Source organism: Bacillus sp. SRB3LM (genome assembly GCF_015712745.1).
In the GTDB taxonomy this organism is placed as follows: Bacteria; Bacillota; Bacilli; order Bacillales; family Bacillaceae_G; genus Bacillus_A; species Bacillus_A thuringiensis_K.
Genome location: NZ_VWVQ01000045.1, coordinates 58,194 through 76,960, shown reverse-complemented (window position 1 = coordinate 76,960; position 18,767 = coordinate 58,194). Strand labels below are relative to the sequence as shown.

The window sequence follows — 18,767 nt, the reverse complement described above, 5'->3', positions numbered from 1 at the left end:
TCTTAAAATTTTCACAATCACGTTTTTCTCTGGAAAATAGTTTACAATGTAATCAAGTTACAAATGATATTCACCTTAAAAAGTGTGCATTTGTGTCTATTTTTTAACAATATATCAAAAACTATTGCCTTCTATAAATTAATAGGTTTATATTGTTTTATTGGCATAGTTTCAATCCAAGGAGAAAGGAGATTTTCAATCGTGCAACTAAAGAAAGCGTTTTGGAAGTTGGCTTCGCTTCTTCCGTTATCATTACTTCTGTTCCTCGGTGGCTGTGATAAAAAACTCGCAGTATTAAATCCGCAAGGACCTGTTGCAAAAGCACAGTATGATTTAATTGTTTGGTCATTCTTGCTTATGTCATTAATTATCGCAATTGTATTCATTCTGTTTACAGTCATCTTGATTCGTTATCGTGAAAAACCAGAGAATATGGACTATGAGCCACCTGAACAACACGGTAACACATTACTAGAAATTATTTGGACGCTTGTTCCTGTTATTATCGTTATCGCATTATCGATTCCAACAGTAAAAGCAACTTATGCTTCTGAAGAGGTGCCGAAAGAGTCCAAACATATTAAACCAGTTGAAATTTATGTTACATCTGCAAACTGGAAATGGTTATTCAGTTACCCAGAGGAAAAAATTGAAACCGTTAACTATTTAAACATCCCAGCTGGTGTACCAATTCAATTCAAACTGACTTCTGTCGGCCCAATGAATGCTTTCTGGGTACCAGAACTTGGTGGTATGAAGTACACAATGGATGGCATGATTATGGATCTTTATTTACAAGCTGATAAGCCAGGTTCTTACCTAGGTCGTAGCGCGAACTTCTCTGGTGAAGGATTCACACACATGGAGTTCGAAGTTGAAGCAAAAACTAAAGAGAAATATGACAAGTGGGTTAAAGAAGTACAACAAACTGCTCCTAAACTAACAGAAGATAAGTACAACGAAATTGTTAAACCTGGTGTAGTTGGTCGTATGACATTCTCTAGTCACCACTTAAGTTATGTAGATCCAAAATCACTTGAATATTGTGATTACAACTACTACAAAAACAAAAAATAATAGCTATTATTCCAACAGATTGGAGTGAACACAGTGAAGCTTGATGAATTCTTTGTCACAGGTGACCCGATTATTTACGGTGCAGACGCTTCTATCGTTCTTGTGACATTAGCAATCATTTTCGTACTAACAAAGTATAAAAAATGGAAATGGCTTTGGGACGAATGGTTGACAACTGTTGACCATAAAAAAATCGGAGCTATGTATATTATTTCTGCGGTTATCATGTTATTCCGTGGTGGTATGGATGGTTTAATGATCCGTGCACAGTTAACATTCCCAGAAACAACTTATTTAAACGCTGAACACTATAACGGGATCTTTACAACACACGGTACAGTAATGATTCTTTTCATGGCAATGCCATTCGTTATGGGATTAATGAACCTTGTAGTACCATTACAAATTGGTGCTCGTGACGTTGCATATCCGTTCTTAAATGCTTTAAGTTTCTGGTTATTCTTTGTCGGAGCAATGTTATTCAACATCGCTTTCGTAATCGGTGGTTCTCCAGACGCTGGGTGGACTTCTTACTTCCCAATGGCAGGTACAGAGTTTACTTCTGGTGTAGGAAATAACTACTACGCAATTGCATTACAGATTTCAGGTCTCGGTACGTTAATGACAGGTATTAACTTCCTTGTTACTATCTTAAAAATGCGTACACCTGGTATGACTTTAATGAGAATGCCAATGTTTACTTGGTCAATCTTAATTACAACAATTATCATTATTTTCGCTTTCCCAGTATTAACAGTTGCTCTTGCATTAATGACATTTGACCGTCTATTCGATGCTCACTTCTTTACGATGGCGAGCGGCGGTATGCCAATGTTATGGGCCAACCTATTCTGGGTATGGGGTCACCCTGAAGTATATATCGTTATTTTACCGGCATTCGGTATTTTCTCTGAAATCATTAGTACATTCTCACGTAAGCGTCTATTCGGTTACAGTGCGATGGTATACTCAATGGTTGCAATTTCTTTACTAAGTTTCGTCGTATGGCTTCACCACTTCTTCACGATGGGTGCAGGTCCAGCGGTTAACTCATTCTTCTCGATTTCGACAATGGCGATTTCGATTCCAACCGGTGTTAAGATCTTTAACTGGTTGTTTACGCTGTATAAAGGACGTATTCGTTTTACAGTTCCAATGCTTTGGTCATTGGCATTTATTCCAAACTTCGTAGTCGGTGGGGTTACAGGGGTTATGCTTGGTATGGCAGCAGCTGATTATCAGTACCATAACAGCTACTTCTTAATTGCTCACTTCCACTACGTATTAATCGCAGGTACAGTATTCGCTATGCTTGCTGGATTTACATTCTGGTATCCAAAAATGACTGGTCATATGTTAAATGAACGCCTAGGTAAATGGACATTCTGGATCTTTATGAGCGGATTCAACATCTGTTTCTTCCCAATGTACTTCTTAGGTTTAGATGGTATGACTCGTCGTATGTACACTTACTCTGAAAGTCTTGGATGGGGATGGCTAAACCAAATCGCATCTGTTGGTGCGGTAATGATGGGTATTGGTTTCCTACTTCTTTGTTACAACGTAATTTGGAGTGCTCGTCACGGTGAACGTGACACAACTGGAGATCCATGGGATGGCCGTACACTTGAATGGGCTACTCAATCTCCTGTACAACATTACAACTTCGCGAAACTTCCTGAAATTAAAGAAGCTGATGCTTTCTGGTACATGAAGAAGCGCGGGGAAACAGTTACACCAGCAGAAGAAGACATCAAACCAATTCACATGCCAAGTAACTCTGGTGTGCCTATTATTGCGTCTGGATTCTTCGGTCTTGCAGGTTTCGCATTAGTATTTAGCTGGTTCTGGCTTGCAGCAATCGGCGGCATTGGTATTTTAGCTTGCTTAATCTATCGTTCATTCGATTACGATGAAGGTTACTATATTAGTGTTGATGAAATTAAAAAATCAGAACATGTAGCATGAGAGGTGAAATGATATGGCGGCTTTAGATAAAAGCTTACCTTTGGAATATCAATCCGAACAAAGCAGATTGAATATCCTAGGATTCTGGATTTTTCTTGGGGCTGAAATTATGCTGTTCGCAACACTTTTCGCCTCTTATCTAGTACTTGCTGGTCGTACGGCAGATGGTCCAACACCAGCACAACTGTTTGAACTTAAAACGCTTTTAATTCAAACATTACTACTTTTAACAAGTAGTTTCACATGTGGTATCGTGATTCACGAAATGCGTAAGCACAACCAAAAAGCGATGCTTGGATGGTTCGTCCTTACATTACTTTTAGGTGCAGGCTTCCTATTCTTCGAGATTGAAGAGTTCATTATGTATATTGGTGAAGGCGCAACAATTCAAACAAGTGCTTTCCTATCTGGATTCTTCGTTCTTCTTGGAACGCACGGAGCCCACGTAACAGGCGGTATCATTTGGGCAATTTGTGTTATTATCCAAATTTTAAAACGAGGTTTAACACCAGTTACAGCTCGTAAAGTATTTATTATCAGCTTATACTGGCATTTCCTTGATCTAGTTTGGGTCTTTATTTACACACTAGTTTACTTGAACGGGATGGTGGCGTAAATGAGTCAAAATAACAATCAAGCAAACGGGCATGCGCATAGCGGATTCCCTTGGTCACACGTTTTCGGATTTATTTTATCGCTTGCACTAACGTTTCTAGCTCTATACGTGGCACTTTACACAAACCTGCCACTATCAACGATCTTAACTACCATTATCATAATGGCTGTTGCGCAAGCGTTGTTACAATTAATTATGTTCATGCATTTAAAAGAAGGAGAAGGAAGAGTTCAAATTCTTACTATGATCTACAGTTTCTTCGTTGCAACCGCAACTGTTGGTTTAACTGTATGGATCTTCTTCTCAATGTAATGTACATGAAAAGGACTGCTGAGATTGCTCAGCAGTCCTTTTTTTATCCTCTCCCCTATTACATCCACATTACGGAATTAACAACATAATCATGAAAAATATACTTATTATGACAAATGTTAAGAAAACTCTTTCTTTATGAAATCGAATCCATATGCGTTGCTTTTCTACCTATTATATGGCTAAATAGGTACTATATTTATTTGAAGGGAGAGAACGCAATGGAACATCATACTTCTGTTCTATCACTTATGGTTGTCGTTGCAATCGCGTTTTTCGTTCCCCTTTTGTTACAACGCTTTAAATTAAAAGCACTTCCTGTGGTCGTTGCAGAAATTATTGCAGGAATCTTTGTAGGTAAAAGTGGGTTTAATATTATTGAGCCAGATATATGGCTTCAAGTTTTATCAACATTAGGATTTATCTTCCTCATGTTCTTAAGCGGTTTAGAAATTGATTTTTCTATCTTTAAACAAAAAGGGAAAAAGAATACGACAAACGAACCAAATACATTTCAAGCAGCAAGCATTATCTTCTTATTTATTTTCATCTTATCTTATGCCCTATCATTACTATTCGTATGGCTAGGATTCGTAGATAATGCAATGTTCATGACTTTAATTATTTCAACTATTTCTTTAGGTGTTGTTGTACCAACATTAAAAGAGAACAACCTAGGAAAAACTGCAATCGGACAAATCATTTTATTAGTTGCTGTTATTGCAGATTTAGTTACAATGATTTTACTCGCTGTTTTCGTCGGATTAAATTCCGAAAGCGGCCAAAGTATGTGGCTCTTACTTATTCTATTCGGTGCCGGTATTATCATTTACTTTATTGCAAAACGCTTTAAAAACATTCCATACTTAGATAGTTTAAAAGCTGGTAGTGTACAAATTGATACACGAGCTGTTTTTGCACTCATTTTAATCTTAGTTGGGTTATCGGAATCTGTTGGAGCAGAAAATATTTTAGGAGCCTTCTTAGCAGGTGTACTTGTATCGTTATTATCACCAAATGAAGATATGGTGGAAAAACTTGATTCTATCGGCTATGGTTTCTTCATCCCTATTTTCTTCGTAATGGTTGGTGTAAATCTAGAGGTGTGGTCTATTTTCAAAGAACCTTCTAGCATGCTAATGATCCCAATCTTAATTGTAGGACTCTTTATTTCGAAACTCTTACCATCACTCGTCTTAAGAAAATGGTATCCACGTAATATCGTACTTGGAAGTGCAATTTTATTAACATCGACACTTTCTTTAGTTATTGCGGCTGCACAAATTGGTGAAAAACTGGGGATTATCAGTCCAAGTTTATCTGCCTCTCTTATTTTAAGCGCAGTTATTACTTGTATTTTTGCACCTATATTGTTTAAAAAAATGTTCCCAAAAGTAGAAACACCAAAACCAAAAGTAGCTATTATTGGCGCGAGCAGAATTACCCTTCCGTTATCACTAGATTTAAAACGAGAAGATTATGACGTAACGCTATATATGATGCGGCAAAACAAAATAAATGATGAAGAAGCGAAATCACACGACTTTCCTATCGTGAAATTAGATGATATTACAATCGCATCATTAACTGAACAAACAGCATTTGATGCAGATCGCGTCGTTGTTGCAACAAGCGATGATGAACAAAACTTATTATTGGCAGAACATGCAAAAGAGCTAGGTGTTGAACATGTTATTGCAAGTGTAGAAGATCCACTTCTACAAGAAAAAGCAACGCAAGAACATATCGCTGTATTCTCAACAATTAACTCTACACGTATTTTATTACGTGCACTTATTGATAAACCTAGTCTCGTTCGCTTAATTACAACAGCAAACGAAACAGTACGTGAAGTTGAACTGCGCAGCAATAAATATAACGGCGTTGCGCTTCGCCGCCTCCCGTTTTTAGGTGATGTACTTGTCATTCAAATCTACCGCGGTAACAAAGCATTAATACCACATGGTGATACAAGACTACAACACGGTGACACATTACTTGTAACAGGTTCAAAAGAACATATCGATACACTAAAAAACATATTAGAGTAAAAAAATGCCCCTCACATAATTGAGGGGCATTTTTTTAACTTCATATGGTAAAATGTTACTATCACATATTATGAGGATGGATCACATTATGTCTATTGTAACTTTAGCTCTTTTATTATTAGCAGAAATACTCATTGCCATTATTCTCATCGGTGTTAGTATTGAGATTTGTAGTTACGGATGGAAAAAATCGAATGGAATAAAATATTCTTGCCTCCTACTTTCACTCCTTCTCGGAACTGCTAGCATACTCGGACTTCTCGCCGCACCTGCTTATTTCTTTATACAATTAACAGAAAAAGCCTTATAAGAAAGGATGTTAATATGATTATCGTGAAAAATATTGAGGGATCTGAAACTTACGTATTACGTCAAAAAATTTTACGCCCCAATCAAACATTAGCAGATTGTAAATATCCTTCCGATTATGAAACAGACACCTTCCACTTAGGCGCATTTATAAACGATGAACTAATTAGTATCGCTTCCTTCTCAAAAGAAATATATCCTGACCTACCAGCCGGTATTCATTATCGTCTACGAGGAATGGCCACATTACCTGAGTTTCGAAACAACCACGCTGGAAGCTCCTTAATTCAGAATGCAGAACAAATCTTACAAGAGCGTCAAGCAAATATGTTATGGTGTAATGGCCGAATTACTGTAGCTGACTATTACAAGCGCTTAGGCTTTCAGGAACATGGTGAAATTTTTGAAATTGAACCAATTGGCCTTCATAAAGTTTTGTATAAAAAGATATAAGAAAAGCTTTCCTCAATACAGGAAAGCCTTTCTTATATTTCAATCTTCTCTTTTTATTTTTTTCATATATATGTATATAAACAAACTAGGAACTAAAAAACAAGCAAACATAATAAGTCCTGTCATACTAATTTCCTTTATCGAAATATCTGGTGTTACAACGATACAAATAGCTAAAATCCCAATAATAATACCCACCGGAATGAATAATAGCTTCATAAAATAACGACGCGACACTCCGCCCGTATGCTCATACACTTCCACTGAATTTTTCAGATTTAAAAAGTTAATAATTATTATCCCGATAAATACCATTAATAAATCCGAAACACTTTCATATCCTGCCCCTTGCAAGACATAGCGGTAAAAGACGATAGCTAGTATGACGATATTTTGTAAGATGAAAGCTAATCTAATATGTTTTAACCCTTCAATCATTAAACGTTCATCTTTCACGATTTTCATCCTACCACTCCTTTTCCTCCCAAAACAAATCATTCAACGTTTTATCTACTGCATAACAAATTTTTAAACATAAATCTAAAGATGGATTGTATTTCCCCTTCTCAATTAAACTAATCGTTTGCCTTGTAACGCCTACTTTTTCTGCTAATTGTTGCTGTGTTAAATCTAACTGAACACGCGCGACTTTTATTTTACTTACAGCCATTCATGTTCCTGCTACTAAAAATATAGACAAATGTATATTCTTAGAGTATTCCTGCTTCTACGTGCCCTGCCTCGCTAATCACTTGCTACTACAGTTTGCTGTGACACTTCACAGGCGTAAATTCCGATGTAGCCCACCGTACATATATACAATCTATTTACGTTAGTATTGTATATTTTTTTGCTTGTAAAAGGTTGATTGACGCATTTAAATCTCTATCTATTACATTGCCACATTCACATGTATATACTCGGTCAGACAGCTTTAAATCCGACTTTTTTTGACCGCAACATGAACACATTTTAGAAGATGGATAGAATCTGTCCACTTGCCGTAGTTCAATTCCATATTCCCTACATTTCGTTAATAACCATGTTTTAAAAGCATAAAAACATTGTTGCGCTACAGCTTTAGATAGATGTTTGTTCTTCATCATACCTTTCACATTCAAATCTTCTACTACAATAAACGTTGGCTTGGTTTTCACCACATCATTTACAATAGACTTTACATACGCTAATCGAATATTTGCTAGCCTAGCATGTAGTTGTTGCACCCTAAGAATATTTTTGTTTATATTCGCTCTTTTATTAGTAACAGGTTGTTCACCTCTCTTTCTTATATTTTCAAATTTGCGTGATAAAGAGCGTTGTTCACGTTTTAACCGTTTTTCTATCTTTTTTACTTGTACTGTTTTATTTATATTTTTGTGAGTTTTTCCATCGCTACGTACAGCGAAGTCTTTAATTCCCAAATCAATTCCTAGACCTACTGTATTGAGAGTTGCATTTGGTTTTACCTCTTTCACTTCACAGAGTATAGACACATAGTATCTTCCTGCTCTTTGATATACTGTACCACTTTTTACAGTTGTATTTTTTGAAATATATCCATACTCTTTTAACCTTATCCAACCAATTGTAGGGACTTTTACTCTATGTCTTTCTACTGTCCAATCTGTTTTGTTGTTTTTCGGAAAGTAGCACTTCACATCTTGCTTCTTCTTTTTTTTATATCGTGGAAACTTAGATAAACCTTTAAAAAACCGCTTAAAAGCTTTATCTCCATTCATAATCGCTTGTTTTACCGCTTTGCTCGACACTTCTTTAATCCACTGGTCACACTCTTTTGTATGAATGTTGTTTAACCATTTGGAAAAGTCATAACCACTAAGAAATTTCCCCTCCGACTCATATACCTCTTTATTTTTAGAGATATACAGGTTATATACATATCGACACACCCCAATAGTTTGACGGATTTTACTAATTTGTTCAGTTGTCGGTTTGATTTCTATTAAATATGCTCTTTTCATAAGTCTTCATCCTCCGACATTTTCTTTTCGTATTTTCTCAACCCATATATTCTACAGCTAAATACATGAATGATAGATATTAAATCCTGAACAAGTTCTTCTTGAATACCCATATATTTCTTATACTGTTCTTCTGTATAATATCTTCTTCCTTTTGGGTTTCGGTAAGCAGGTAAAACACCTTGATTGTCCCACCTTTGCAATGTCTTAACAGAGACATTAAGCATTTCTGAAAATTCTTTCGGTTTATATTGTTTCATAATTACTTTTCACTATATATGCCTACTTTTGTCTATGTTTTTGTTTACTGTTTCTTTCTCCTCCACCCTTATTATAATATATATTCCAATAAGTAATTTATATTTTACATTACTAATTTAAGTTTCACTTTATTATACACAAAAAAGGAGCCCCTCATAAGAAGCCCCCTCTCCTATATTATAAGAATAAATGACATCCAAATAAAATTGTAAATAAGTATAGTAATGGATGTACTTCCATCCCTTTACCCTTCACAATTTTCAAGACTGGATATACTAAAAATCCAATTGCGATTCCATTTGCAATACTAGATGTTAACGGAATACCTATAAAAATTAAAAATGCTGGTAACGCATCTTCAAATTCATTCCAATTAATATCTCGAATGCTTTGTGCCATTAAACTACCTACTATAATTAATGAAGGAGCTGTAATAGCGGCTACACTTGATAAAGAATCAATAACAGGACTAAAAAATGCCGTTATAATTGTTAGACCAACAACTACAATCCCTGTTAACCCAGTTTTACCACCTGCAGCAATACCTGCTGACGATTCAATCGTCGCTGCTGTTGGGCTTGTTCCAAAGATAGAACCTGTAGTCCCGCCAATTGCATCTGCAATAAACGCTTTACCAAAACGCTTCTCTGTATTGTCTGTAATTAAACCTGCTTGTTTAATTAAACCAAGTAATGCACCTGTTGTATCGAATAAAAGTACAAGTAAAAATGAAAATACAACGCCGTATAATCCGTATTCAATTACATCTGAAAAGGCATTGATTGGGTTTGAAACGATGATACCCTCTGGTAAATGAGGCATCGCCACAATTTTATCAGCAAACTTCAATTGCCCTGTAAAGAAGGCAATAATTCCTGTCACAATCATACTAATAAATAATGCACCGCTCACACGCAATGTCATTAATACCGCCGCTAATATTAAACCAATTAAAGTTAAAATAACAGCTGGAGAATGAAAATCACCAATCGTAACTAAATTAGACGGATGATCCACGATAATTCCAGAAAGGCGCAATCCAATAAAAGCAATAAATAGTCCAATTCCACCTGCAATTGCATGCTTTAAACTATCAGGAATTGCTAAAATTAACTTTTGCCTAAACGAAGTAAAAGATAATAAAAGAAAAATAATTCCCGTTACAAATACAGCTGAAAAGGCAACTACATATGTAATCCCTTCTGCCTTCTGTACAACAGAATAAGCAAAATATGCATTCATTCCCATAGCTGGAGCAATAACAATCGGGTAATTCGCGAAAATCGCCATACCTACTGTTCCAACAACAGTGGCAATAATTGTTGCTGTAAACGCTTGGTCAAACGGTACACCTGCATCAGATAATATTTTTGGATTGATGACAAGAATATACGCAAATGTAAAAAAAGTTGTGATGCCAGCTAAAAACTCTTGCTTCACAGAAGTGTTATATTTTTGTAATTGAAACATGCTTATGTACCCTTCCTACACCTGAATTATTATCACACATTCTTTTTCTTACTAGTATGTGAGAAAATATAATACTTAATCTTAACAATCAATAAAAAGAAGAGTCAATATATTCCCTAATAGTTCGAATTTTAAGTTTAAGTCTGACAAGTACAGATGTAGTACAGTTCATTATGATTATTTTTGTAGCATAACAGATAGAAATGTTTTATAATTTGAAATAGTTAAATATTTAGTAAACGCATTCAAATATCGTTCACTCTACAAGGGGGATTCTTCTTATGCAGCACACAAACAAATCTGGAACTTTAAATCGTGGTTTAAAAGAACGACATATTACTTTAATGTCACTGGGCTCGGCTATTGGCGTTGGGCTATTTTTAGGATCCGCTTCCGCCATTAAACTAGCAGGTCCTTCTATTTTACTAGGCTATATGATTGCCGGACTCGTTATTTTTTTCATTATGCGAGCTCTTGGGGAAATGGCAATTGAACAACCTGTTGCCGGTTCTTTTAGTAAATATGCATATGATTATATTGGACCACTCGCTGGCTATATTACTGGTTGGAATTACTGGTTCTTATGGGTTGTTACTTGTATGGCTGAAATTACAGCAGCTGGTATTTACATGCAGTACTGGTTCCCAGATATTCCGCGCTGGACTTGGGCGTTACTTGCTCTATTATTAATGAGCGCTTTTAACTTCTTATCGGTAAAAGTATTTGGAGAACTTGAGTTTTGGTTTGCTCTCATTAAAATTGTCACAATTATCTGTATGATAGTAGTCGGAGCTGGTATTATTTTATTCGGATTCGGAAACGGTGGTATCGCTACTGGTATTTCAAACCTTTGGTCACATGGTGGCTGGTTCCCAAATGGATTTTCTGGATTACTACTCTCCATGCAGATGGTACTATTCGCTTATTTAGGCGTTGAATTAATCGGTGTTACAGCTGGTGAGGCTCAAAATCCGAAGAAAACACTCGCAAAGGCAATCGATAACGTATTTTGGAGAATTCTACTCTTTTACGTTGGGGCATTATTCGTTATGATGGCAATTTATCCATGGAATGAACTTGGTGAGAAAGGCAGTCCATTCGTATTAACATTCCAGCAAATTGGTATCGCAAAAGCAGCAGGTATTATTAATTTTGTCGTATTAACAGCAGCTCTTTCTTCTTGTAACGGTGGTTTATTTAGTACAGGCCGTATGCTATATACATTAGCTCAGCAGAAAAAAGCTCCTGAAAGATTTGGTCGTTTAAATAAAAGTGGCATTCCAAGCCAAGGAATTGTAGCAACTGCTATCGTTTTACTAATTGGTGTTATATTAAACTATCTCGTACCTGCAAAGGTATTTACATGGCTTACTAGCATTTCAACTTTCGGTGCAATTTGGACTTGGGGAATTATATTAGTCGCTCAAATTAAATTCCGTAAAAGCTTGCCTACTCAAAATAAACAAAAGTTATCGTATAAAATGCCTTTATACCCATTAAGCTCATATTTCTCACTCGTTTTCCTTGTATTAGTATTAGGTATAATGGCGTATTCAGAAGATACACGAATTGCATTGATTGTCGGCCCAATTTGGCTTATCGGCTTAGCAATCGTATATTACATGAAAGGGTTTCATAAGATTGATGAAACACCTAACTCAAAAATTAGTTAAGCAAAACATCCCTTCCTTATTACTTGGAAGGGATGTTTTTATATCTATATAAATATTTCTCAACAAAATTCACGGTATTTTTACAATTTTTTAATATTTTTTATGTTTTCCGTCTTTATTTTTACAGAAAAATAAATTACATTATTAAAGCACATATATTTATTATTAGGGGGATTCTTCTATGAAGAATAAAAAATGGATTACATTTTCTTTAGCAACAGCAATTACACTAAGTATAGGGACCTCGTTCATACCGTCTACTTATGCCGAAAGCTCTGTAGACCCAGCTCCTGAAATTGCTGCAAAAGTTGTAAATCAAAACAATGGGAAGAAAGTATTATTTGATAATACACACGGTCAAACTGCTGGGACAGCTGACTGGGTTATTGACGGCGGCTTTTCTGACTTCGGAAACGGCATTGCAAAAAACGGATATCACGTAAAGGAACTTCGTAAATCAACACCTATTACGTACGAAGATTTAAAAGATTACAATGTATTTATCGTTCCAGAAGCTAATATTCCTTACAAAAAATCTGAGCAGGACGCTATGTTACAATATGTAAAAAATGGTGGTAGTATCTTCTTTATTGCTGATCATTACAATGCAGATCGTAATAAAAATCGCTGGGACTCTTCTGAAGTATTTAATGGATATAGACGCGGTGCTTGGGATAATCCAGCAAAAGGAATGTCTAATGAAGAAACAAATTCACAAGCTATGCAAGGAGTAGAAAGCTCTGATTGGCTCTCTGACAACTTCGGTATTCGCTTCCGCTACAATGCACTTGGTGATGTTTCAGCGAAAACAATTGTATCGCCTGAACAATCTTTCGGAATTACAAAAGGTGTTTCGTCTGTAGCAATGCATGCTGGTTCTACTCTGGCAATTACAAATCCAAAACTAGCAAAAGGACTTGTTTACCTTCCAGAAAATCCATCAAAATGGAATAACGCTGTTGATAGCGGCGTTTATAATGGCGGTGGTATTGCAGAAGGCCCATATGCTGCAATTGCAAAAGTAGGACTTGGAAAAGCTGCCTTTATTGGTGACTCTTCTCCTGTTGAAGATGCTACGCCAAAGTACGTTCGTGAAGATTCTGGCCAAACAAAGAAAACTTACGATGGTTATAAAGAAGAAAACGATGCTATCTTATTAGAAAACATCGTAAATTGGTTATCAAATAAAGAGACATTTACAAGTTTAGATCAAGTAAATGGTTTACAACTTGATTCACCTACAGCTCTACAAACATTTGAACAGCCAAGCTTATCAACAGAACCACAACCTGAACCTTGGAGCGCACCAAATGCAGGTTATCAATGGTTTAATACAAATACTTTTAAACCAGGTTCATACGGTTATAACGGTGCGGTAACAACAAGCGACTACGTCTTTACACACCCTAGCATTCTACCAAACAATGAAATTTTCCAAATGAAGATTCAAGTAAACAACTTACTACCTAATACAACTTATAACAACTATTCTTTAGGTATCTTCACTACTGGTGGAACACAAGTGGCTAAAGTACAAAATGCAAACGGCACTTGGCCATCTACTTTTGGATATAGTAGTGCATTTTCTTTCACAACAAACAGCTTAGGCTCTGCTGAGAAAGTTGTAAATGTACAGATTGATTCAAATACAATTGGACAAGCAACGCTTCGTCTACGCCAAAATACAACAACGAAATATAATGAAACTGTAACAATTAATAAGAAATAATAAAAAAGGCAATCCATACATGGATTGCCTTCTTCTCACTTCTCTTCCTTCGAGAAAAACATTCTTGAAATAACGATACCTATACTACCGACGATTAGGAATAACACTGCCCTAATCATCATCGATACCTCCGGTAAGTCAAGTAAGAATAACTTCCCTACCATTACGACTAAAACGACTAAACCAGCATATAATATTTCATTCATATTTCTATTTCTTCCAAACCAAACCGCAAATAATGCATATACCATCCATAATAACGATACTGATACACTAATTACGCTTCCATCTGTAGATAAAACTTCACCGATTCTCGTAATTGTAATAAATACAATTATCATAAACCAATAGAGCACTATAGAATACATATATTTGCCGAAGCTCGCTAATACTTCTTTCGCTTCTCTCATGCAATAATAGAACGTTCCTATTAAAATAAGATGAGCAACAAAGCCTGCCGAAATAAATTGATCAAACGGGCTAAAAATAGTCTGTATCATTCCAATTGCGTAAACCGTCGCACTAACATACAATTTTATCTGTTGTTTTACTTTAATAGAAGTGACCATGCCGAGGAAACCTTGTAACAATAGTACAATCGCTGCATTCACTAAACTATACTCATATAAAATCGCTAAACTAAATGCTCCCATTGCGAAACCAAATAAGAGATTTGTAAATGTAGAATGTCTATTTTTCCTATATTCAAATACGAACATAGCAGCGTGCACAATTGCACTAATAATCAATCCCCATGTTGTAAAATCAGGTATTTTGGCAATAGCTAGTATAAAGAAAACTGCATTCGCACTAAATATCGCCAAACGTGGTTCTGGTATAAAACTTCTCTCCGTAAACATATGCCAAAATAATAGTAAATGAATCAAACCATATACAATCGTTAACTGTATTTGCAAGTTCTCTACTAACATTGACATAACAGCAAAGAAAACGAAAAGGACAATGGCAGCAACAGCGTAAGAAATCATATATAAGTATTTATAACGATTTTTCAACGCATACCATAATAAACTAAGTGTTAATACTGTCTCATATCCAAAGAAAATATAAGGATTAGGAGTCGTACTATTTAACAAGAATGGTACGAAGAACGCACCGACCGCTACGAAAATAGTGAGATATTCCGATTGATATCTTTTCGCTAAATAAATACCTAAAATAACCCATGCAATATTACAGAGAAACGCGACACTGGCCGAAATAAATCCATATAAATAATGTGCTGCAAACGTCGTTAGAACAATCCCGGTAATACTTCCTCCAGCTAATACTAATCCTAACGCTTGCCGCTCTCTTTTAATTTGAATATCTCCTATATAATACAACCCGATAGATAATGCGATACCAAACACAATTCGTATCGCTGGTGTTAATAAACCAGCATCTACCCCTGCTTTAAATAACCAGATCACTCCAAGCAACATAATACCGACAAATACACGCGGTAACCACGTCTGACAAAACTTAATAATATTAAATGGCTCTGGTTTAAAAGCCGATATATCTACTTGTTTTACCTCAGGTTCTTGCAAAGGCCCTTTTATCTTAACTATTTCTTCTTTTGGCTTTTCCTCCATTACCGTTTCAATATATTCTTTCTTGTTCTTACTAACATGTTGCTGAGCGTTTTCTACTTCTATTTCCCTTTGCTTTACTTTTAATTCAGCAAGTGCTTCTTGAATTGTTTCAATTGCCGTTTCGAGTGCTTCTATTTTCTTATCCAAATCCTTCTTCATACGCTCCCCCCTTATTCGTAACTCTCATTGAACCTATATATTACCAATTATCTTTATCATACTCTTAGTCTATTCATTTTCAATAGTATTTTTCCAAAAAAAGAAAGGTGTCTTCCCAAAATAGGAAAACACCTTTTTACTCATTTATTCTTATTTAGAAAAATGCTAACGATAAAACCAAGACACATGCCTACAATAGCTGGAACAATCCACCCAACACCTTCTGTATAAAACGGGATGTATTTTAATGCTGACGTCCACTGATTCATCATTACATTTTTATTTAAAATGTCAATTGCACTAAATATCGCTACAACCAAAACAGTTACTGCATATACGTATGTATACTTTCCAATATACTGATGGAATAACCCTAGAATAATAAGCGTTAACGCAATTGGATAAATAAATCCAAGAATTGGTACTGATACTTTTAAAATTTGCGTTAACCCTAAATTAGCTAAGATCATACTAACAACGCTTACTATAAATGCCCACAATTTATAAGATACTTTCGGAAATGCACTCGCAAAAAATTGACTACAAGACGTAACAAGTCCAATTGAAACACATAAACATGCGATAGTAAAAATAAGCCCTAATAAAACGACTCCGCCCTGTCCAAATAATGTAATCATAACTTGTGCTAACACTTTCGCACCGTTATCAAATGTTCCTAATGAGCCACTAATTGCCCCCACATATCCAAGGATGACATAAATAATAGATAATAATAGTCCTGCCCCAATTCCAGCAATACTCATATATTTCGCTAAACCTTTATCATCTTCAATACCTTTTGCACGTAATGCATTTGCAATAACAATTCCAAAGATTAAAGCAGCTAACGCATCCATTGTTAAATATCCATCTAAAAACCCTTGAAACATAGGAGCTTGTCCATAGTTCCCTATTGGCTCTTTCATATCTCCTACCGTTGTAAACATACTCTTTATAAAAATGAGTGCAATCATACATAATAATAACGGCGTCAAGACTTTTCCAAACAACCCCATTAATTTAGATGGGGATAAACTTAACCAGTAAACAATACTAAAGAAAATAACTGTGTAAAACAATAATAATCCGTTTCCTGCTTCAGGGAATAACTGACCTGGCCCCATTTCAAAAGCTAAACTTCCCGCACGTGGTATACCAAGCCCAGGTCCAATAAATACATACACGATACATGGAAAAATAATTGCAAATGAAGAATGAACCCTACCCGCTAACGTTTGAAAGCTTCCTGCTTTTGCAATAGAGATAACACCTAATATAGGAAGACCTGTTGCTGATATAATAAACCCTACTAATGAAATCCAAACATGTTCTCCTGCTTCATACCCAAGGAAAGGTGGAAATATAAGATTCCCTGCTCCAAAGAACATAGAGAATAACATAAGGCTAATAAGTAAAATTTCTTTTTTCTGTAACAATTTCATTTCTTTCTCCTTCTTTAATTTCATCTTTTATGAAATCAATTTCACATATAAAAAAGTACAATAACCCGCTTCCTTACAAAGAAAACATAGTCCATAGTCTATCACAAAAGAAACACCCATTCTATAGCTATTCCTCTTTTCCAATTTCTTCTGAAAAATCAACCTTTATTGACTTATAATAGTTAATAAAGTAAAATATTAAATGTACAAAATTATTAACTTTGTTTTTGTTTGTGTCAGGAGGAAAATAACATGGAATCAGCGATACAACTAGAAAGAGAACAACAAAGAAAAAAGAAACATCCTCCAGGTTTATACTTACTCTTCTTTACAGAAATGTGGGAAAGATTTAGTTACTATGGATTACGAGGATTATTAACATTATATTTAACGACAGCTTTAGTAAGCGGTGGTCTTGGGTTTAGTCCCGCATGGGCACTCTCTATTTACGGATTTTATACTGGAGCCTGTTATTTCACACCAATGATTGGTGGATACTTAACAGACCGTTTTCTAGGTAGACGAAAAGCAATCACAATTGGTGGTATAACAATGGCAATCGGTAACCTTACACTATTTGCCTTGCAAAACCAATTAGGTCTATACCTCGGATTAGCGCTTATTATTATAGGTAACGGATTCTTCAAACCGAACATCTCTACACTGGTTGGAGAATTATACGAAGAGAACGATCCAAAACGTGATAGTGCATTTACCATTTTCTATATGGGTATTAACGTCGGGTCATTTTTAGCTCCACTCGTTTGCGGATTTTTATCAGAAAATTTATTCAAAACAACAGTTGATGGCGTTGTACATTACGGATTCCGTTACGGTTTCTTAGCCGCTTCAATCGGAATGATCATTGGACAAATTTTATTTACAACACTATCAAATCGCTTCCTTGGTAATATCGGTAAGAAACCAACTCGCGATTTACAAACAGCTACTGGACAACCATCAGTAGGAGATACACCGTTAACAAAAAAAGAAAAACAACGTACCGCAGTTATTGTCATTTTAACATGCTTCGTTGTCTTCTTCTGGGCTGGCTTTGAACAAGCTGGTAGCTCATTAACATTATATACAAACAAATTTGTAGACCGCTCTGTGTTCGGATGGGAAGTTCCAACATCTTGGTTCCAATCGGTCAATCCATTATTTATTATTTTACTTGCTCCAGTCATTTCTGCATTATGGGCAAAACTTGCAACTCGCAAGCAGGGTGATTTAAAAATCCCAACTAAAATGGGACTTGGTATGATCTTACTCGGTATCGGTTATATCATTCTCGTTATCGCTACATTAAAAACAGGTAGTGATGAACATAACATTACAGAAAAAGCAAACTTACTGTTTATCGTCTTTACGTATCTTTTCCATACGTTAGGTGAGCTATTCTTATCACCTGTCGGACTATCAATGGTTAGTGCACTTGCTCCGGTAAAATTAGCATCTTTATTAATGGGTGTATGGCTAGCAAGTTCAGGTATCGCCAACATTTTAGGCGGACAACTTGCAAGCTTCACAACTTCACTTGGATACGCTGAAGTATTCACAGTTATTGGCGCTGTGGCAATTGTATTAGGTTGTGTTTTATTATTAATTTCTAAGAAATTAGTGAAATGGATGGATTAAAAAAGATGAGGAATTTCTCCTCATCT

17 protein-coding genes are annotated in these 18,767 nt (G+C 35.7%); 10 read left to right on the top strand and 7 right to left on the bottom strand.

The annotated features are described in order from the left end of the window. Nucleotides 1-201 precede the first annotated feature (201 nt). From F3I02_RS18090 to F3I02_RS18060, 7 genes are all read left to right on the top strand, one after another. The gene (locus F3I02_RS18090) at nucleotides 202-1,077 is read left to right on the top strand and encodes a cytochrome aa3 quinol oxidase subunit II (protein ID WP_001176167.1); all 876 of its coding nucleotides are present in this window, start codon (nucleotides 202-204) and stop codon (nucleotides 1,075-1,077) included. 33 nt (nucleotides 1,078-1,110) lie between these two features. Next, the gene (gene qoxB, locus F3I02_RS18085; protein ID WP_000762377.1) at nucleotides 1,111-3,045 is read left to right on the top strand and encodes a cytochrome aa3 quinol oxidase subunit I; all 1,935 of its coding nucleotides are present in this window, start codon (nucleotides 1,111-1,113) and stop codon (nucleotides 3,043-3,045) included. A 13-nt stretch (nucleotides 3,046-3,058) separates the two neighbouring features. Continuing rightward, nucleotides 3,059-3,661, top strand: coding sequence for a cytochrome aa3 quinol oxidase subunit III (gene qoxC / locus F3I02_RS18080; RefSeq protein ID WP_000729317.1), 603 nt, complete (start codon nucleotides 3,059-3,061; stop codon nucleotides 3,659-3,661). Further along, on the top strand, nucleotides 3,662-3,973 hold the full coding sequence (qoxD, locus tag F3I02_RS18075) for a cytochrome aa3 quinol oxidase subunit IV (RefSeq protein ID WP_000081349.1): 312 nt from the start codon (nucleotides 3,662-3,664) through the stop codon (nucleotides 3,971-3,973). It abuts the gene before it with no gap. A gap of 221 nt (nucleotides 3,974-4,194) precedes the next feature. Beyond that, nucleotides 4,195-6,024, top strand: a complete 1,830-nt coding sequence (locus tag F3I02_RS18070) for a monovalent cation:proton antiporter family protein (RefSeq protein WP_000399958.1) — start codon at nucleotides 4,195-4,197, stop codon at nucleotides 6,022-6,024. Nucleotides 6,025-6,076: 52 nt separating this feature from the next. Further along, on the top strand, nucleotides 6,077-6,334 hold the full coding sequence (locus F3I02_RS18065; RefSeq protein ID WP_003300023.1) for a DUF4022 family protein: 258 nt from the start codon (nucleotides 6,077-6,079) through the stop codon (nucleotides 6,332-6,334). Nucleotides 6,335-6,348: 14 nt separating this feature from the next. Next, complete coding sequence (locus F3I02_RS18060) at nucleotides 6,349-6,786, top strand: GNAT family N-acetyltransferase (protein ID WP_000587679.1); 438 nt, start codon at nucleotides 6,349-6,351, stop codon at nucleotides 6,784-6,786. 39 nt (nucleotides 6,787-6,825) lie between these two features. Here F3I02_RS18060 and F3I02_RS18055 read toward each other — a convergent pair whose 3' ends face one another. The 5 genes from F3I02_RS18055 to F3I02_RS18035 all read right to left on the bottom strand — a co-directional run bounded on the left by F3I02_RS18055 (nucleotide 6,826) and on the right by F3I02_RS18035 (nucleotide 10,502). Further along, nucleotides 6,826-7,251, bottom strand: coding sequence for a hypothetical protein (locus F3I02_RS18055; RefSeq protein WP_074593799.1), 426 nt, complete (start codon nucleotides 7,249-7,251; stop codon nucleotides 6,826-6,828). A gap of 1 nt (nucleotide 7,252) precedes the next feature. Then, on the bottom strand, nucleotides 7,253-7,456 hold the full coding sequence (locus F3I02_RS18050; protein WP_000301183.1) for a helix-turn-helix transcriptional regulator: 204 nt from the start codon (nucleotides 7,454-7,456) through the stop codon (nucleotides 7,253-7,255). 157 nt (nucleotides 7,457-7,613) lie between these two features. Continuing rightward, nucleotides 7,614-8,771 carry an RNA-guided endonuclease InsQ/TnpB family protein gene (locus F3I02_RS18045; protein WP_063535666.1) on the bottom strand — a complete coding sequence of 386 codons (1,158 nt, stop codon included), beginning with the start codon at nucleotides 8,769-8,771 and terminating at the stop codon, nucleotides 7,614-7,616. After that, complete coding sequence (locus F3I02_RS18040; protein WP_025710075.1) at nucleotides 8,768-9,031, bottom strand: MerR family transcriptional regulator; 264 nt, start codon at nucleotides 9,029-9,031, stop codon at nucleotides 8,768-8,770. The genes F3I02_RS18045 and F3I02_RS18040 overlap by 4 nt, the downstream gene beginning before the upstream one ends. Before the next feature lie 178 nt (nucleotides 9,032-9,209). Continuing rightward, the gene (locus F3I02_RS18035; protein ID WP_025710076.1) at nucleotides 9,210-10,502 is read right to left on the bottom strand and encodes an NCS2 family permease; all 1,293 of its coding nucleotides are present in this window, start codon (nucleotides 10,500-10,502) and stop codon (nucleotides 9,210-9,212) included. Between the two features lie 281 nt (nucleotides 10,503-10,783). On the opposite strand from F3I02_RS18035, the gene F3I02_RS18030 reads away from it, so the two are divergent. Next, nucleotides 10,784-12,175, top strand: a complete 1,392-nt coding sequence (locus F3I02_RS18030) for an amino acid permease (protein ID WP_074593798.1) — start codon at nucleotides 10,784-10,786, stop codon at nucleotides 12,173-12,175. 181 nt (nucleotides 12,176-12,356) lie between these two features. Beyond that, nucleotides 12,357-13,904, top strand: a complete 1,548-nt coding sequence (locus tag F3I02_RS18025) for a DNA-binding protein (protein WP_196478276.1) — start codon at nucleotides 12,357-12,359, stop codon at nucleotides 13,902-13,904. A gap of 35 nt (nucleotides 13,905-13,939) precedes the next feature. Here F3I02_RS18025 and F3I02_RS18020 read toward each other — a convergent pair whose 3' ends face one another. Both F3I02_RS18020 and brnQ1 read right to left on the bottom strand, forming a co-directional pair. Next, complete coding sequence (locus F3I02_RS18020) at nucleotides 13,940-15,661, bottom strand: DUF2339 domain-containing protein (RefSeq protein ID WP_196478275.1); 1,722 nt, start codon at nucleotides 15,659-15,661, stop codon at nucleotides 13,940-13,942. A 140-nt stretch (nucleotides 15,662-15,801) separates the two neighbouring features. Then, entirely contained in the window at nucleotides 15,802-17,103 is a 1,302-nt protein-coding gene (gene brnQ1 / locus F3I02_RS18015; RefSeq protein WP_063535662.1) for a branched-chain amino acid transport system II carrier protein BrnQ1, read from the bottom strand. Between the two features lie 252 nt (nucleotides 17,104-17,355). Between brnQ1 and F3I02_RS18010 the strand changes: the two genes are divergently transcribed. Further along, nucleotides 17,356-18,741, top strand: a complete 1,386-nt coding sequence (locus tag F3I02_RS18010; RefSeq protein ID WP_000443145.1) for a peptide MFS transporter — start codon at nucleotides 17,356-17,358, stop codon at nucleotides 18,739-18,741. Nucleotides 18,742-18,767: the final 26 nt, after the last annotated feature.

Excerpts from the sequence above, each read along its gene's own strand:
- F3I02_RS18010 (WP_000443145.1), top strand. The coding sequence starts at position 17,356 with ATGGAATCAGCGATACAACTAGAAAGAGAACAACAAAGAAAAAAGAAA.
- F3I02_RS18030 (WP_074593798.1), top strand. The coding sequence starts at position 10,784 with ATGCAGCACACAAACAAATCTGGAACTTTAAATCGTGGTTTAAAAGAA.
- F3I02_RS18060 (WP_000587679.1), top strand. The coding sequence starts at position 6,349 with ATGATTATCGTGAAAAATATTGAGGGATCTGAAACTTACGTATTACGT.
- F3I02_RS18045 (WP_063535666.1), bottom strand. The coding sequence starts at position 8,771 with ATGAAAAGAGCATATTTAATAGAAATCAAACCGACAACTGAACAAATT.
- F3I02_RS18020 (WP_196478275.1), bottom strand. The coding sequence starts at position 15,661 with ATGAAGAAGGATTTGGATAAGAAAATAGAAGCACTCGAAACGGCAATT.
- F3I02_RS18035 (WP_025710076.1), bottom strand. The coding sequence starts at position 10,502 with ATGTTTCAATTACAAAAATATAACACTTCTGTGAAGCAAGAGTTTTTA.
- F3I02_RS18070 (WP_000399958.1), top strand. The coding sequence starts at position 4,195 with ATGGAACATCATACTTCTGTTCTATCACTTATGGTTGTCGTTGCAATC.
- F3I02_RS18055 (WP_074593799.1), bottom strand. The coding sequence starts at position 7,251 with ATGAAAATCGTGAAAGATGAACGTTTAATGATTGAAGGGTTAAAACAT.
- qoxD (WP_000081349.1), top strand. The coding sequence starts at position 3,662 with ATGAGTCAAAATAACAATCAAGCAAACGGGCATGCGCATAGCGGATTC.
- qoxC (WP_000729317.1), top strand. The coding sequence starts at position 3,059 with ATGGCGGCTTTAGATAAAAGCTTACCTTTGGAATATCAATCCGAACAA.
- brnQ1 (WP_063535662.1), bottom strand. The coding sequence starts at position 17,103 with ATGAAATTGTTACAGAAAAAAGAAATTTTACTTATTAGCCTTATGTTA.
- F3I02_RS18065 (WP_003300023.1), top strand. The coding sequence starts at position 6,077 with ATGTTACTATCACATATTATGAGGATGGATCACATTATGTCTATTGTA.
- F3I02_RS18050 (WP_000301183.1), bottom strand. The coding sequence starts at position 7,456 with ATGGCTGTAAGTAAAATAAAAGTCGCGCGTGTTCAGTTAGATTTAACA.
- F3I02_RS18040 (WP_025710075.1), bottom strand. The coding sequence starts at position 9,031 with ATGAAACAATATAAACCGAAAGAATTTTCAGAAATGCTTAATGTCTCT.
- F3I02_RS18025 (WP_196478276.1), top strand. The coding sequence starts at position 12,357 with ATGAAGAATAAAAAATGGATTACATTTTCTTTAGCAACAGCAATTACA.